Raw genomic sequence first — 13,030 nt, 5'->3', positions numbered from 1 at the left:
CCCCGCGCAGCCTGAGTACTGATGATGACGCCTACAGCCCAACACGCGGTCTCACCGGCTCAGGTGCCCGGCCTTCCCTATCGGGCCGGGCTGGGGCTCAAGACCGAGCACTTCACCGAGGTGCTCGAGACCCGCCCCGACATCGGTTTTTTCGAAGTACACGCCGAAAACTACATGGTGGCCGGCGGCCCGTTTCATCACTACCTGGGGTTGATTCGTGCGCAGTACCCCCTGTCACTGCACGGCGTCGGCCTGTCTATTGGCGGCGAAGGTCCTCTGGACCGCGAGCACCTGGCACGCCTGGCCACGCTGATCGAACGCTACCAACCCCAGTCTTTTTCCGAACACCTGGCCTGGTCCAGCCACGGCCCGGTGTTTCTCAACGACCTGCTGCCCCTGGCCTACGACGCCAGCACTCTGGAGCGGGTATGCGAACACGTGGACCAAGTACAGAGCACGCTCAAGCGCCCGATGCTGCTGGAAAACCCGTCTACTTATCTGCAGTTCCAGCGCTCTACTTTGGACGAAACCGACTTTATCAGCGAGATCGTCCGCCGGACCGGTTGCGGCCTGCTGCTCGACGTCAACAACGTCTACGTGTCCTGCATCAATCACCAGCGCGACCCGCTGGCCTACATCGATGCCCTGCCATTGCACGCGGTGGGTGAGATTCATCTGGCCGGTTTTGCCGAAGACACCGACAGCCTGGGCGACCGCCTACTAATCGACGACCACGGCGCGCCGATCGATAACGCCGTGTGGCAGCTGTACGCACAGGTACTGGCGCGAACCGGAGCGGTGGCGACGCTGATCGAGCGGGATAACCAGGTGCCCGCGTTCAGCGTGCTGCAAACAGAGGCCCGGCAGGCCGAATGGTATTTGTCGCAGGTGGACAGATGAGTATTCAGCAAACATTCGCCGAGGCTTTACTGGCCCCGCAAGCAACCTGCCCCGAGGGCGTGTTCAGCAGCAACGGTGCTGAGCCGACGAGCCGCTTTGCGGTGTATCGAAACAATGTCCATAGCGCGTTGATCAATGCTTTGGCGGCCGCCTACCCGGTGGCCCGGCAACTGGTCGGCGATGAATTTTTCCGCGCCATGGCCGGCCTGTATGCCCAGGCTCATCCGCCCACCAGCCCGTTGATCAGTGAGTACGGCAGCACGTTCTCTGACTTTATCCAAGGTTTCGAACCGGCCTCGAGCGTGCCCTACCTGGCCGATGTCGCCCGGCTGGAACGCTTGAGGGTTCGCGCTTATCACGCGGCGGATTGCCAGGTTCTGGATCAGCACAGCGTACTTCGGCAACTGCAAGGCTGCGCGCAACTGGGGCAACTGCGTGTACGACTGCATCCGTCACTTGCCACGCTGGAATCTTCCTACGCGGTGGTATCGGTCTGGGCGGCGCATCAGGTCGACGGGGCTATCGCCACTTTGCACCCTTGGTATGCCCAAGGCGCGCTGGTCGTGCGCCAAGGCTTAGCGGTCAAGGTGTTCGCCATCGACCGCGGGTCTGTGACCTTTATCAACCGCCTCAACCAAGGCGCCGGGCTGGAAATGGCCATCGCTGATGCCCTGGAAGCCTCCACCGAATTCGATTTGCACCAATGTCTCACGCTGTTGATCAGCCACGACGCCATCACTCATTTGCATCTGCAACCCGAGGTATTGCCATGAACATTCCCGCTCCTTGCCTGGTAAAGCGAACCGTCGCACTGTTTGAAAAAATCCCCTACAGCCTGATCGCCTTTATCGCGCGCTTCTCCATTGCGGCGGTGTTCTGGAAGTCTGGCCAGACCAAGGTCGAAGGCTTTGCCATTGACCTGATCAGCGGCACCTTCCAATGGGGTGAGCCCAAACTTGCCGCCTCGACCCTGTTTTTATTTCGCAGCGAATACCAATTGCCTCTGCTGTCGCCCGAGGTGGCCGCGCACTTGGCAACCTTTGCCGAGCACTTTTTTCCGGTATTGATCCTGCTGGGGTTCGCCACGCGCTTTTCGGCCCTGGCCTTGATCGGCATGACCCTGACCATCCAACTGTTCGTCTACCCCGACGCCTATCCCACTCATGGCACCTGGCTTGCGCTGTTATTGCTGTTGCTTGCCAAAGGCCCAGGTTGGCTGTCCATCGACCACCTGATTGCCCGTCGTTATCGCTGAAGTCGATCCAGTGCCTCGCCGCTGCGCTTGAACCAGTCCACCAGGTAGTCGGCCAACACTTGGGTACGCCGTGGCAGGCCGCCTTGGTAGGGATGCACCAGGTACATCGGCATGCTGCGCGTCTGATAGTCGCGCAGCAGCCAGCGCAATCGGCCATCAGCCAGCTCCGTGGGTAAAACGTAGGACGGCAGGCGAGCAATACCGGCGCCGACCAAGGCGGCTTTTTTCAGCAGGTTGTAGTGGTTGGAGGCGAAGGTGCCGCTCACCTTTACCCGCAGCAATTCGTGTTGCTGGTGGTACAACCATTCCTCGCGGCCACTGTAATGACTGTTGAGCAAACAGCTGTGCGCCGCCAGGTCCGCCGGGGTCTGCGGCTCGCCATGCTGTTCCAGATAGGCCGGGCTGGCGCAGGTCATCTCATGCCAGGCCAGTAAAGGCCTGGCTACCAGGCGTTCATTCTCGAGGGCGCCCGAGCGAACGCCCAAGTCAAAGCCATCGCGCGCCAGGTCCCGGTAGCTGTTGTTAAGCTCCAGCTCGATCTGCACCTGCGGGTATTGCTTGGAAAATTCCAGCAACAAGCCATCGAAAAAGGTTTCACCCAACGACACCGGGACAGTCATACGTACAGGGCCGGCCAAATCATCTTTGAGCCGCGCCAAGGCCTGGCGCGCGCGTTCCACCTGCACCACCAATGCTTGTGCCTGGGGCAGCAACGCCGCGCCGGCAGCAGTAAGGCTCAGCTTGCGCGTAGTGCGGTGCAGCAAAACCACGGCAAACTGCGCTTCCAACTGGCTGATGCGCTTGGACAACTGCCCTTTGCTGCAGCCCAATTGTGCGGCCGCCACAGTGAAACTGCCGGCTTCGATCAGCACGGCGAACGCCGCCAAGTCATCCATTTCGCTCATGGACTGTTTCCATTTGAAAACCAAAGGTTGCCTATTAGCGCGTTTATCCAGCTAAAAAGCCACACTAGACTGAATGCAAATCCCAACCCCTGCAGGAGCGAGCAAGCTCGCTCCTGCAGGGAGTCAGCCCCAGAGGAACAGCACGATGAAAATCCTATTGATTGGTGCCAGCGGCACCATCGGTTCAGCAGTCAAGGCAGAGTTGGCCCAGCGCCACGAAGTGATCAGCATCGGCCGCACCAGCGGTGACTTCCAGGTGGATATCAGCGATAGCAACTCGATCCGTAAGCTGTTCGAGCAGACCGGCAAGTTCGACGCGCTGATCTGCGCGGCAGGCAGCGTCAACTTCGTGCCCCTGGCAGACATGAACGACAGCGATTTCGAACTGGGCCTGCGTGACAAACTGATGGGCCAGGTCAACCTGCTGTTGATCGGCCGTGAACACGCCAACGACGGTGCTTCGTTCACGTTCACCAGCGGCATTCTGAACCGTGACCCGATCCGCACCGGTGCTTCGGCGGCCTTGGTCAACGGTGCATTGGACGCCTTCGTCAAAGCGGCGGCCATCGAGTTGCCACGCGGCCTGCGCATCAACTCGGTCAGCCCGACGGTGTTGCTGGAAGCCATGGGCAGCTATGCTCCCTATTTCCGTGGCTACAAACCTGCCCCGGCCGCCGATGTGGCACTGGCTTACGCCAAAAGCGTCGAGGGCCTGCAAACCGGTCAGACCTTTATCGTAGGTTGAGGGTGAGATCCGTAAGAAACGCCTGAAGCTGGCAAGCGGGCTTGTGATGCACGGCCAGCCTGCGTAACGTGGCGGCACTTGCCTGGAGACCCGATAATGCGCGCCGCCCGTACCCTCGCCCTGTTTGCCTTGCTTCCTGTGTTCGCCGCCTGCCAATTGTTCGAAAGCGAGCCGGCCAAGCCATCGACTGTCGGGCTGACCCGTATGCAGGGTGAGTTGACGGCGGTGGACGGCAAACTGCTGTTCCAGCCCTGTGGCGACCAGCGTAGCTACGTGGTCAACGATACCGGCGGCACCAGCGTCCTGCAGGAAGCCGCCTCGCTGGCTGGCCAGCAGGGCATACTGTTTGCCGACCTGCGTGGCAAGTTTTCCGGGGTCGCCAGCGGCACCCAGGGTTCAGTGGACCTGCAACAGCTGTATCGCGTCGAACGCTCGACTTCAGCGTGCTCTGACCCGGATTTCAAGCGCATGATCCTGCGGGCCAACGGCCATAAACCCGCCTGGGCGATGAACGTCACGGCCAAGGGCATGGTGCTGGAGCGCGAAGGCCAGCCACCTTTGGCAGTGCCGTACGTCGAGGAACAACTGGGCGACGGCCGCTTCAACCTGATGACCGAAGCCAATAACCAGCACATCGAACTATGGGTGGCGCCCCAGCGCTGCGTCGACAGTGTGAGCGGCAGCCTGCAGCACATGAGCGCCGAGCTGCGCGTGAACGGCCAGGTGCAGCGTGGTTGCGCGGCGTTCGGCGGCTCGCGGGACGACTGATTAGCCCCTGTGCTGTTTTAACCTGACGGAAACTTGCCATTGGGGCTTATAATCGCCGGTTTGCAAAACAGCCGGCCTTCTTGCCCGCCGCCTACCGGATCCTGTCATGTTACGAATCACCGAACTCAAGCTGCCCATCGACCATCCCGAAGAAGACCTGCGCACGGCCATCGTGCAGCGCCTGGGCATCGCCAGTGATGACCTGCTCGATTTCACCCTGTTCAAGCGCAGCTACGATGCGCGCAAAAAGACCTCCGAGCTGTGCTTCATCTACACCGTCGACCTGAACGTGACGGGTGAAGCCGCGCTGCTGCTCAAGTTTGCCGACGACCGCAACGTCAACCCGGCACCGGATGTCAGCTACAAGGTGGTGGGTCAGGCGCCGGAAGGCCTGGCTGAGCGGCCGATCGTGGTAGGTTTTGGTCCCTGCGGGATTTTCGCCGGCCTGCTGCTGGCACAGATGGGTTTCAAGCCGATCATCCTCGAGCGCGGCAAGGAAGTGCGCCAACGCACCAAGGACACCTGGGGCCTGTGGCGCAAAAGCGTGCTCAACCCAGAGTCCAACGTGCAATTTGGTGAAGGCGGCGCCGGTACCTTCTCTGACGGCAAGCTGTACAGCCAGATCAAGGACCCGAAATTCCACGGTCGCAAAGTACTGCACGAGTTCGTCAAGGCCGGTGCGCCGGAAGAAATCCTCTACGTCAGCAAGCCGCACATCGGTACCTTCCGCCTGACCGGCGTGGTAGAAAACATGCGCGAGCAGATCATCGCCCTGGGCGGTGAAGTGCGCTTCGAACAACGGGTCACCGACGTGTTGATCGAAGACGGCCAGTTGAACGGCGTGGTCATCGACGGCGGCGAGCAGATCCTCTCCAAGCATGTGATTCTTGCCCTGGGCCACAGCGCCCGTGACACCTTCCGCATGCTCCACGACCGTGGCGTGTACATGGAAGCCAAGCCATTCTCGGTGGGTTTCCGTATCGAGCACCCGCAGTCGCTGATCGACGCCGCACGCTTGGGCAAATACGCTGGCCACCCCAAGCTGGGCGCAGCGGACTACAAACTGGTGCACCACGCCAAGAATGGCCGTTCGGTCTACAGCTTCTGCATGTGCCCGGGCGGCACCGTCGTGGCTGCGACCTCGGAGCCCCATCGCGTCGTGACCAACGGCATGAGCCAATACTCGCGTAACGAGCGCAATGCCAACTCTGGCATCGTGGTAGGCATTACCCCCGAGGTGGATTACCCAGGCGGCCCGCTGGCCGGTATCGAGTTGCAGGAACGCCTGGAGTCCCACGCCTACATCCTCGGCGGTAGTAACTACGAGGCCCCCGCGCAACTGGTGGGCGACTTCATCGCTGGCAAACCCTCCACGGCGCTGGGCAGCGTGGAGCCGTCCTACAAACCCGGCGTGTCGTTGGGTGACCTGGCGCTGGCCTTGCCGGACTTCGCCATCGAAGCCATCCGCGAAGCCTTGCCAGCGTTCGAGAAACAGATCAAAGGCTACTCGCTGCACGATGCGGTGCTGACCGGCATCGAGACCCGCACCTCGTCCCCACTGCGCATTACCCGCAACGAGTCGATGCAGAGCCTGAACGTCAAAGGCTTGTTCCCGGCCGGTGAAGGCGCAGGCTATGCCGGTGGGATTCTGTCGGCGGGTGTCGACGGGATTCGGATCGCCGAGGCGTTGGCGCGGGATATGCTCGGCATCGAGGCCTGAAGCACGCTGACGGCCAGCATAAATCCCGTGTGGGAGCTGGCTTGCCTGCGAAAGCGGTGGTGCAGTTAAAGACTCGGTGACTGACACGCCGCTTTCGCGGGCAAGCCCGCTCCCACAGGGGATCTGTGCCGGGCGTTGATCCTGGGGGCAATACACGACCAGTGTGGGAGCTGGCTTGCCTGCGATAGCGGTGGTGCAGTTAAAAATTCAGTGACTGACACTCCGCTTTCGCGGGCAAGCCCGCACACAGTTGGATAGTGGGGTGTCAGATATTAGCGCGCAGGATGTTAGCGGGTAGCGCCTCACCGCGTTCGACACTCGCCGCAACCGCCGCGATCAACCCTTCCAGCTCATAGCCCTGCCCCGCCAGCCACGCTTGATCGTAATAGGTCGTGGCATAGCGCTCACCGCCATCGCACAAGATCGCAACGATCGACCCCGACTCCCCCGCCGCTTTCATCTGTTGCGCCGCCATCAGCGCACCGATCAGGTTGGTTCCGCTGGACCCGCCAACCCGTCGCCCCAAACGCTCAGCCAGGTAATGCATGGCCGCCAGGGACACTGCATCCGGCACTTTGACCATGGCGTCAATCACCGCGGGCAGAAACGATGCCTCCACCCGCGGGCGACCAATCCCTTCAATCCGCGAGCCACAGTCCAGGCGCAGGCTGGCATCACCACTCTGGTAGAAATCGAAAAACACCGAGCGTTCGGCATCGGCACACAGCACCCGGGTGCAATGCTGGCGATAACGCACATAACGGCCCAGGGTCGCGGTGGTGCCGCCGGTGCCAGGGCTGGAAATCAACCAACTCGGCTCCGGGTGCTGCTCAAAGCGCATCTGCTGGAAGATCGACTCGGCAATGTTGTTGTTTGCCCGCCAGTCGGTGGCACGCTCGGCGTAGGTGAACTGGTCCATGAAGTGCCCCCCGCTTTCCTGGGCCAGGCGTTCGGATTCGGCGTAGATCTGCGTCGGGTCCTGGACCAGATGGCTCTTGCCACCGTAGAAGGCAATCTGGGCGATCTTCTCTTGGGACGTGGTCGCGGGCATGACGGCAATAAACGGCAAGCCGAGCAAGCGCGCGAAGTAGGCTTCCGAGATCGCCGTAGAGCCGCTGGACGCTTCAATAACGGGGGCGCCCGGCTTGAGCCAGCCATTGCACAGCGCATACAGGAACAGCGAGCGCGCCAGCCGGTGTTTCAGGCTGCCGGTGGGGTGGCTGGACTCATCCTTGAAGTACAACTCGATGCCTGGCAAACCCGGTAATGGCAGCGGGATCAGGTGGGTATCGGCGCTCCGCTGGAAGTCCGCTTCAATGATACGAATGGCTTCGCGGGCCCAGGTACGGTGGTCGCTCATGGTGGGTTCTCTAAAGGTTTTCAGCGGTGATCTTAGGATGTTTCCCACGCTTCACACAGATACAGTGACGACGCAATTGGACACACAATTGCTAGTCTTTAGCCCACCGATGCCCCGGCCCATCCCTTATAACAAATAAGAATATAACTTTTGTTTTAACAACTAACGGTACGGGTTAGGGTACCCACCTATTGAACCTGGATTGGAGAGCATCCCTTGCCTCTGCGTAGCACTTTCACCCGTTTCTTCCAGCTGGAAGCCGCCAGTGGTCTGTTGTTGATCGCCGCTGCCGCTTTGGCGCTGATTATCAACAACTCACCGTTGTCGCACCTGTACAACGCCTTTCTCGACACGCCGGTGGTGGCTCAGGTTGGCGCGTTGAAAATCGCCAAGCCGGCGCTGCTTTGGATCAACGATGGCTTGATGGCCCTGTTCTTCCTGTTGATCGGCCTGGAGGTCAAGCGTGAGCTGCTCGATGGTCACCTGTCCAAGCCTTCGCAAGTGGTGTTGCCTGGCGCAGCGGCCATCGGCGGCATGGTGGTGCCGGCGCTGATCTACTGGGCGCTGAACAAGGACAACCCGGCCGCCCTCGCTGGCTGGGCGATCCCCATGGCCACCGACATTGCCTTCGCTCTGGGCGTGCTGGCCCTGCTGGGCAAGCGCGTACCGGTGTCACTGAAACTGTTCCTGATGACCCTGGCGATCATTGATGACCTTGGCGCCATCATCGTCATTGCCTTGTTCTATTCCGCTGACTTGTCCACGGCATCCCTAGCGGGCGCGGGGGCGTGCTTGATTGCGCTGATTGCGATGAACCGCCTGGGCGTGATCAAACTGGGGCCGTATATGATCATCGGCCTGATCCTGTGGGTGTGCGTGCTCAAGAGCGGTGTGCATGCGACCTTGGCGGGTGTAACCCTGGCGTTCTGCATTCCACTGCGCACCAAAAATGCCGAAACCTCACCGCTGCTGAGCCTGGAACACGCCCTGCACCCGTGGGTGGCCTACGCCATCCTGCCGCTGTTCGCGTTTGCCAATGCCGGGGTCTCTCTGACAGGTGTCAGCCTGGAGAGCTTCACCCACTCCGTGCCCATGGGCATCGCCGCCGGTCTCTTGATCGGCAAGACCGTCGGTGTGTTCGGCCTCACCTGGCTGGCGATCAAAACCGGCATCGCCTCACTGCCCAGCGGCGCCAACTGGGGTCAGGTAATGGGCGTGGCGATTCTGTGCGGGATCGGCTTCACCATGAGCCTGTTTGTCGGCTCCCTGGCGTTTGTGCCAGGCGCCAGTGAGTTTGCCGGTGAAGATCGCATGGGGATTCTGACCGGGTCGATCCTGGCGGCCTTTATCGGGTATGCGGTGACGGCGATGGCAAGTCGCAAGAAAGCCGTCGTTGCATGATTGAAGTCAGTCAGTTGTAGGAGCGAGCTTGCTCGCTCCTACAAACAAAACCCCCAACCGGTCACCCGGTTGGGGGTTTTTCTTCGCCTGAAGCTTAAGGCTTAGCGAGTAACGCGGCTGGTACCGTCGACGGTCATGATGCGTACGCGGTCGCCAATGCGGAAGATTTCATTTTCCTGCACGGCTTGTACGTAAGCACGCATGCTGCCGTCGTCTTCGCGCACGGTGATTTCCACGCCCTGGGTACGGGTCAGGCCTTCTTCAGTGGCCGAGCCCAGCAGGCCGCCCGCAACTGCGCCGATCACAGCAGTAACGATGCTGCCTCGGCCGCCACCGATGGCGCTGCCGCCAACGCCGCCGATGACTGCGCCCGCGGCGCCGCCGATTGGGGTTTTGGTGCCTTCGATTTTCACCGGACGCAGGGATTCGATGGTGCCCATGCGAACGGTCTGTACACGACGCGCCTCATCACGAGAGTACGAGTCGCCGGTCAGACTCGAGGCGCAGCCACCCAGCAGCAACGACAGGGTGGTAAAGCAGGCAACTAGTAAAACGGACTTACGCATAGCATCAACTCCAAAGGACAGGTATTCATTAAACGCTGTGGCTTGGCGCGTGTCACGGCGCACCAGGCAGAAACTTGCTTTCATTCAGCCTGAGTACAGACTGCCAGCACCAGAGAACTCGACGAACGGTAACCAAGCCAGGGTACGGAACGATGCCATAACCGGCTCGATCAGTGTAGCCGCACAGCCGAAAGCGTCCGAAGTCTCTTGAACAGAGACTTCGACGCAACGGTGTTGATTCAGGTGGGATGACGAAAGGTGACGCTCAGGGCGCCAGACGCTCGCGGGACCATTGGCCGTCTTGCAAACGGTAGTTGAGGCGATCATGCAGGCGGCTGGCCCGGCCTTGCCAGAACTCGATTCGCTCAGGCAGTAAACGGTACCCTCCCCAATGCTCGGGGCAATCGGGCTGGGTATCGCTGAAACGCTCTTCAGTGGCCTTGAGCAGCGCCTGCAGCTCTTCGCGATCACGAATGACTTTGCTCTGCGGAGAGGCCCAGGCGCCCAGGCGGCTGCCCAATGGGCGCACCTGATAATAAGCATCCGACTCTTCAGGCGTGACCTTGGCCACGCGCCCTTCAATGCGTACCTGGCGCTCCAGGGTTGGCCAGAAGAAGGTCATGGCCGCAAACGGCCGCGCCGCGAGTTGTTCACCCTTGGCGCTCTGATAGTTGGTGAAGAAGGTAAAGCCCTGTGCATCCAGGCCCTTGAGCAGCAGGATGCGGCAGTGCGGGCGACCGTCCTGATCCACCGTCGCCAGCGTCATGGCATTGGCCTCCACTGGCGGCTGTTCAGTTTTCACCGCATCAGCAAACCATTGGTGGAACAACGCAAACGGCTCGTCCGGGGCCTGGGCCTCGCTCAAACCGTCCCGTGTGTAGTCACGGCGCATATCGGCCAGTGCCTGGGTCATGCGGCTTTATCCTTGTGGTTCAACAGCTCAGTTTTTCGCCTGGTCGTTCGAAGCGGGTGCCGCCTTGGCTTTTGCAGTAGCCGGCTTCTTGGCAGCCGGCTTGGCCGCAGCCTTTTTAGCCGCTGGCTTGGCCGCCGCTTTCTTGGTCGTGGCCTTTTTGGCAGGCGCTTTTGCCGCCGGTGCTGGTGCAGGCACATTCTGCACCGCGACCATTTCGGCTACGGGCGGGGTCTTGCCGGAGTTGTACTTGCTCAGCAGTGCCAACATCGTTGTACGCTGAGTGAACATGATTTCCATGCGACGGTTCAGCGCACGCCCCTGATTGCTGTCGTTGGCGGCACGCGGCATAAGGTCGCCCATGCCACGCAGCATCAAGCGATCCTGTTTCAGACCACTCAGGCTGAAAATCGAGGCGATGGACTGCGCACGCTCCTTGCTCAACGCCTGGCTGGCGGGAGCACTGCCAGTGGCATCAACGTGGCCCAGCACCAGTACGGCGGTCTTCGGGTCAGCTTCAACAGCCTTGGCCACCCGCGTGAACGGGCCCAGGGTCACCGGCAGTAACATGGCCGGGCGCTTCGGGTTGTAGGAACCGTCTACCGGAGCAATCACTACCAGGGTGTTGTCACGGCGCTCCAGTTGCAGGTTGCTGTCCTTGATGGCCGCACGCAGGCGTGGTTCGTATTCGTCCAGCCAGGCTTGGGTGACTTTCGGGTCAGGCATTTGTACGTTGGTCACATCGACCTTGGCCAAAGGCTTTGGCTTGCTTTCGAACGGCCACCACCAGCGCGGCTCGCTGTCGGTCTTGGCGACGACAGGCGCTGCGTCAGAGGCCGGCGTTGCCGCCTTGAGGTCGGCTTTCAGGTCAGCCTTGGCGTCGGCGGCTTTTTCTTCGGCGGTCTTGGTGGAAAACGGCCACCAGCTGTAACCGGTGTCGGCTTTGGCGGCCGGGGTAGCGGCAGCAGCGGTGACAGGTTCAACAGGCTTGGCACCAGCGGCCGGCTTGGCGTCGGGTTTGGCATCCGGCTTGGCGTCGGTCTGGGCCACTGGATCCTTGGTTGCAGCTTTGTCAGATCCAAATGACCACCAATGCCCAGCTTCGGCATCATTTTGTGGAGTTTGTGCACAACCCGTAATAGTGAGGCACAGCGCCAGTGCCAAAGACTTGTTCGATAACATGAGATATCCACAAAATGAGAAAAAACCAGGGGGGTCGCGGGACCCGTTAAACAGACGCTAAAAGAACATTCAAGTTACAACATGTCGTTCAGCATCTTTTTTATACTTGCCTTTGTAACAAAAAATTGTGAAACAGCAAGGGGTTTATAGACAACCGGCCAATATTCCGACCAACTTCTGGGCCCGCGGGTCCATAAGTACGTAAGGCCCCAGGGTATTAGTCACGAAACCGAAGGCTACATCATGTTCAGGGTCGGCAAACCCGACTGATCCCCCTGCCCCGGGATGCCCGAATGCACGTGGCCCAAGGCCGAACGTGGCATTGGGCAACTGCGGTTGATCCAACATGCAGCCCAGGCCGAAACGGGTTTGGGTCAATAAGGTTTTATCCAGCCCGATACTGTGCTCGCGGGTCAATTGTTCGAGCATGTCGCTTTCCAGCAAACTACCGTCCAACAAACCACTATAAAACCCGGCCAGGCTGCGCGCATTACCGTGGCCATTCGCCGCAGGCTGCTGCATGCGCCGCCATTCGGGCTTATTAGTGCTGGTCAGAATAGACGGTGGGTTGGCAAATGCGCGGGTAGTCATCGCCGCAGGCTCGCGCATCATTACTTGAAGTAACCGTTGCGCGGCTTCATCACCGATAGTGCCTTTGCTGCGCGCGATATGGGCGACGCGATAAAACTCTTCATCCGCCAGGCCCACATGGAAGTCCAGCCCCAAGGGGCGTGCCACCCGCGCCACAATCGACTCCCCCGGCCCGCGCCCATCGGCGCGGCGCAACAGTTCGCCAACCAGCCAGCCATAGGTGATCGCTTCATAGCCATGGCCTTGGCCCGGTGTCCACCACGGGGCCTCCGCCGCCAGGGTATCGACCATCAATTGCCAATCGTACAGGGCCTCGGTGGGCAGCATTTCGCGGATGGCGGGCAGCCCGGCCTGGTGGCAGAGCAACTGGCGCAGCGTGATCGCGTCCTTGCCAGCAGCGGCAAACTCCGGCCAGTACTCGGCTACCGGCGCATCGAGCTTGAGCTTGCCTTCGGCCACCAGTTGCAGGGCAGTCACTGCCGTGAAGGTCTTGGTGCAGGAGAACAGGTTGACGATGGTATCGCTGTGCCAGGCTTCGGCACCGTCCTTGTCGGCAGTACCGGCCCACAGGTCGACGACGGTTTGCCCGCCAATCTGGATGCACAGCCCGGCACCACGCTCCTGAGGATCATCGAACAGGGCGGCGAAGGCTTCGCGCACCGCTTCGAACTGCAGCTCGTAATGACCCTGAATCTGCACCTAAGTCCCCTCGGAAAACACCATGAAA

The 13,030-nt window shown here is 60.7% G+C and carries 13 protein-coding genes; 7 read left to right on the top strand and 6 right to left on the bottom strand.

Annotation, left to right across the window (positions count from 1 at the left end):
* Nucleotides 1-21 precede the first annotated feature (21 nt).
* Genes bufB through JMV15_RS02400 form a run of 3 tightly spaced genes read left to right on the top strand, consistent with a single transcriptional unit; the run spans nucleotide 22 to nucleotide 2,155 of the window.
* The gene (gene bufB / locus JMV15_RS02410) at nucleotides 22-900 is read left to right on the top strand and encodes an MNIO family bufferin maturase (RefSeq protein WP_014717276.1); all 879 of its coding nucleotides are present in this window, start codon (nucleotides 22-24) and stop codon (nucleotides 898-900) included.
* On the top strand, nucleotides 897-1,673 hold the full coding sequence (locus tag JMV15_RS02405; RefSeq protein WP_014717275.1) for an HvfC/BufC N-terminal domain-containing protein: 777 nt from the start codon (nucleotides 897-899) through the stop codon (nucleotides 1,671-1,673). Before bufB ends, JMV15_RS02405 begins: the two co-directional genes overlap by 4 nt.
* Nucleotides 1,670-2,155 (top strand): DoxX family protein, encoded by a 486-nt coding sequence (locus JMV15_RS02400; protein ID WP_014717274.1) that lies wholly within the window; start codon nucleotides 1,670-1,672, stop codon nucleotides 2,153-2,155. Before JMV15_RS02405 ends, JMV15_RS02400 begins: the two co-directional genes overlap by 4 nt.
* On the opposite strand, the gene JMV15_RS02395 is transcribed toward JMV15_RS02400, so the two are convergent.
* The gene (locus JMV15_RS02395) at nucleotides 2,146-3,060 is read right to left on the bottom strand and encodes a LysR family transcriptional regulator (RefSeq protein WP_019817839.1); all 915 of its coding nucleotides are present in this window, start codon (nucleotides 3,058-3,060) and stop codon (nucleotides 2,146-2,148) included. The two genes, JMV15_RS02400 and JMV15_RS02395, sit on opposite strands and share 10 nt — an antisense overlap.
* A gap of 145 nt (nucleotides 3,061-3,205) precedes the next feature.
* Between JMV15_RS02395 and JMV15_RS02390 the strand changes: the two genes are divergently transcribed.
* From JMV15_RS02390 to JMV15_RS02380, 3 genes are all read left to right on the top strand, one after another.
* Nucleotides 3,206-3,805: a short chain dehydrogenase gene (locus JMV15_RS02390; RefSeq protein WP_019817840.1), complete on the top strand. Its 600-nt coding sequence runs from the start codon at nucleotides 3,206-3,208 to the stop codon at nucleotides 3,803-3,805.
* A 96-nt stretch (nucleotides 3,806-3,901) separates the two neighbouring features.
* Complete coding sequence (locus JMV15_RS02385) at nucleotides 3,902-4,573, top strand: COG3650 family protein (RefSeq protein ID WP_014717271.1); 672 nt, start codon at nucleotides 3,902-3,904, stop codon at nucleotides 4,571-4,573.
* Between the two features lie 106 nt (nucleotides 4,574-4,679).
* Nucleotides 4,680-6,293: an NAD(P)/FAD-dependent oxidoreductase gene (locus JMV15_RS02380; RefSeq protein ID WP_014717270.1), complete on the top strand. Its 1,614-nt coding sequence runs from the start codon at nucleotides 4,680-4,682 to the stop codon at nucleotides 6,291-6,293.
* Between the two features lie 265 nt (nucleotides 6,294-6,558).
* Here JMV15_RS02380 and JMV15_RS02375 read toward each other — a convergent pair whose 3' ends face one another.
* Nucleotides 6,559-7,653 (bottom strand): PLP-dependent cysteine synthase family protein, encoded by a 1,095-nt coding sequence (locus tag JMV15_RS02375; RefSeq protein ID WP_014717269.1) that lies wholly within the window; start codon nucleotides 7,651-7,653, stop codon nucleotides 6,559-6,561.
* 216 nt (nucleotides 7,654-7,869) lie between these two features.
* Here JMV15_RS02375 and nhaA point away from each other — a divergent pair, with 216 nt between their 5' ends.
* Nucleotides 7,870-9,054 (top strand): Na+/H+ antiporter NhaA, encoded by a 1,185-nt coding sequence (gene nhaA / locus JMV15_RS02370; RefSeq protein ID WP_019817842.1) that lies wholly within the window; start codon nucleotides 7,870-7,872, stop codon nucleotides 9,052-9,054.
* 101 nt (nucleotides 9,055-9,155) lie between these two features.
* Here the strand turns inward: nhaA and JMV15_RS02365 are convergent, their stop codons facing one another.
* The 4 genes from JMV15_RS02365 to JMV15_RS02350 form a co-directional block, all read right to left on the bottom strand.
* On the bottom strand, nucleotides 9,156-9,620 hold the full coding sequence (locus JMV15_RS02365; RefSeq protein ID WP_003189251.1) for an outer membrane lipoprotein: 465 nt from the start codon (nucleotides 9,618-9,620) through the stop codon (nucleotides 9,156-9,158).
* Nucleotides 9,621-9,885: 265 nt separating this feature from the next.
* Nucleotides 9,886-10,533 (bottom strand): pyridoxamine 5'-phosphate oxidase, encoded by a 648-nt coding sequence (gene pdxH, locus JMV15_RS02360; RefSeq protein ID WP_038449335.1) that lies wholly within the window; start codon nucleotides 10,531-10,533, stop codon nucleotides 9,886-9,888.
* Nucleotides 10,534-10,560: 27 nt separating this feature from the next.
* Nucleotides 10,561-11,712, bottom strand: coding sequence for an OmpA family protein (locus JMV15_RS02355; protein WP_081339057.1), 1,152 nt, complete (start codon nucleotides 11,710-11,712; stop codon nucleotides 10,561-10,563).
* Nucleotides 11,713-11,856: 144 nt separating this feature from the next.
* On the bottom strand, nucleotides 11,857-13,002 hold the full coding sequence (locus tag JMV15_RS02350; RefSeq protein ID WP_014717265.1) for an EstA family serine hydrolase: 1,146 nt from the start codon (nucleotides 13,000-13,002) through the stop codon (nucleotides 11,857-11,859).
* Nucleotides 13,003-13,030 lie beyond the last annotated feature (28 nt).

Source organism: Pseudomonas paracarnis (assembly GCF_904063055.1).
GTDB lineage: Bacteria > Pseudomonadota > Gammaproteobacteria > Pseudomonadales > Pseudomonadaceae > Aquipseudomonas > Aquipseudomonas paracarnis.
This window is presented reverse-complemented; position numbering and strand designations above follow the sequence as displayed.

Coding starts and splice junctions, on each gene's coding strand:
- bufB (WP_014717276.1), top strand. CDS start 22: ATGATGACGCCTACAGCCCAACACGCGGTCTCACCGGCTCAGGTGCCC.
- JMV15_RS02405 (WP_014717275.1), top strand. CDS start 897: ATGAGTATTCAGCAAACATTCGCCGAGGCTTTACTGGCCCCGCAAGCA.
- JMV15_RS02400 (WP_014717274.1), top strand. CDS start 1,670: ATGAACATTCCCGCTCCTTGCCTGGTAAAGCGAACCGTCGCACTGTTT.
- JMV15_RS02395 (WP_019817839.1), bottom strand. CDS start 3,060: ATGAGCGAAATGGATGACTTGGCGGCGTTCGCCGTGCTGATCGAAGCC.
- JMV15_RS02390 (WP_019817840.1), top strand. CDS start 3,206: ATGAAAATCCTATTGATTGGTGCCAGCGGCACCATCGGTTCAGCAGTC.
- JMV15_RS02385 (WP_014717271.1), top strand. CDS start 3,902: ATGCGCGCCGCCCGTACCCTCGCCCTGTTTGCCTTGCTTCCTGTGTTC.
- JMV15_RS02380 (WP_014717270.1), top strand. CDS start 4,680: ATGTTACGAATCACCGAACTCAAGCTGCCCATCGACCATCCCGAAGAA.
- JMV15_RS02375 (WP_014717269.1), bottom strand. CDS start 7,653: ATGAGCGACCACCGTACCTGGGCCCGCGAAGCCATTCGTATCATTGAA.
- JMV15_RS02365 (WP_003189251.1), bottom strand. CDS start 9,620: ATGCGTAAGTCCGTTTTACTAGTTGCCTGCTTTACCACCCTGTCGTTG.
- pdxH (WP_038449335.1), bottom strand. CDS start 10,533: ATGACCCAGGCACTGGCCGATATGCGCCGTGACTACACACGGGACGGT.
- JMV15_RS02355 (WP_081339057.1), bottom strand. CDS start 11,712: ATGTTATCGAACAAGTCTTTGGCACTGGCGCTGTGCCTCACTATTACG.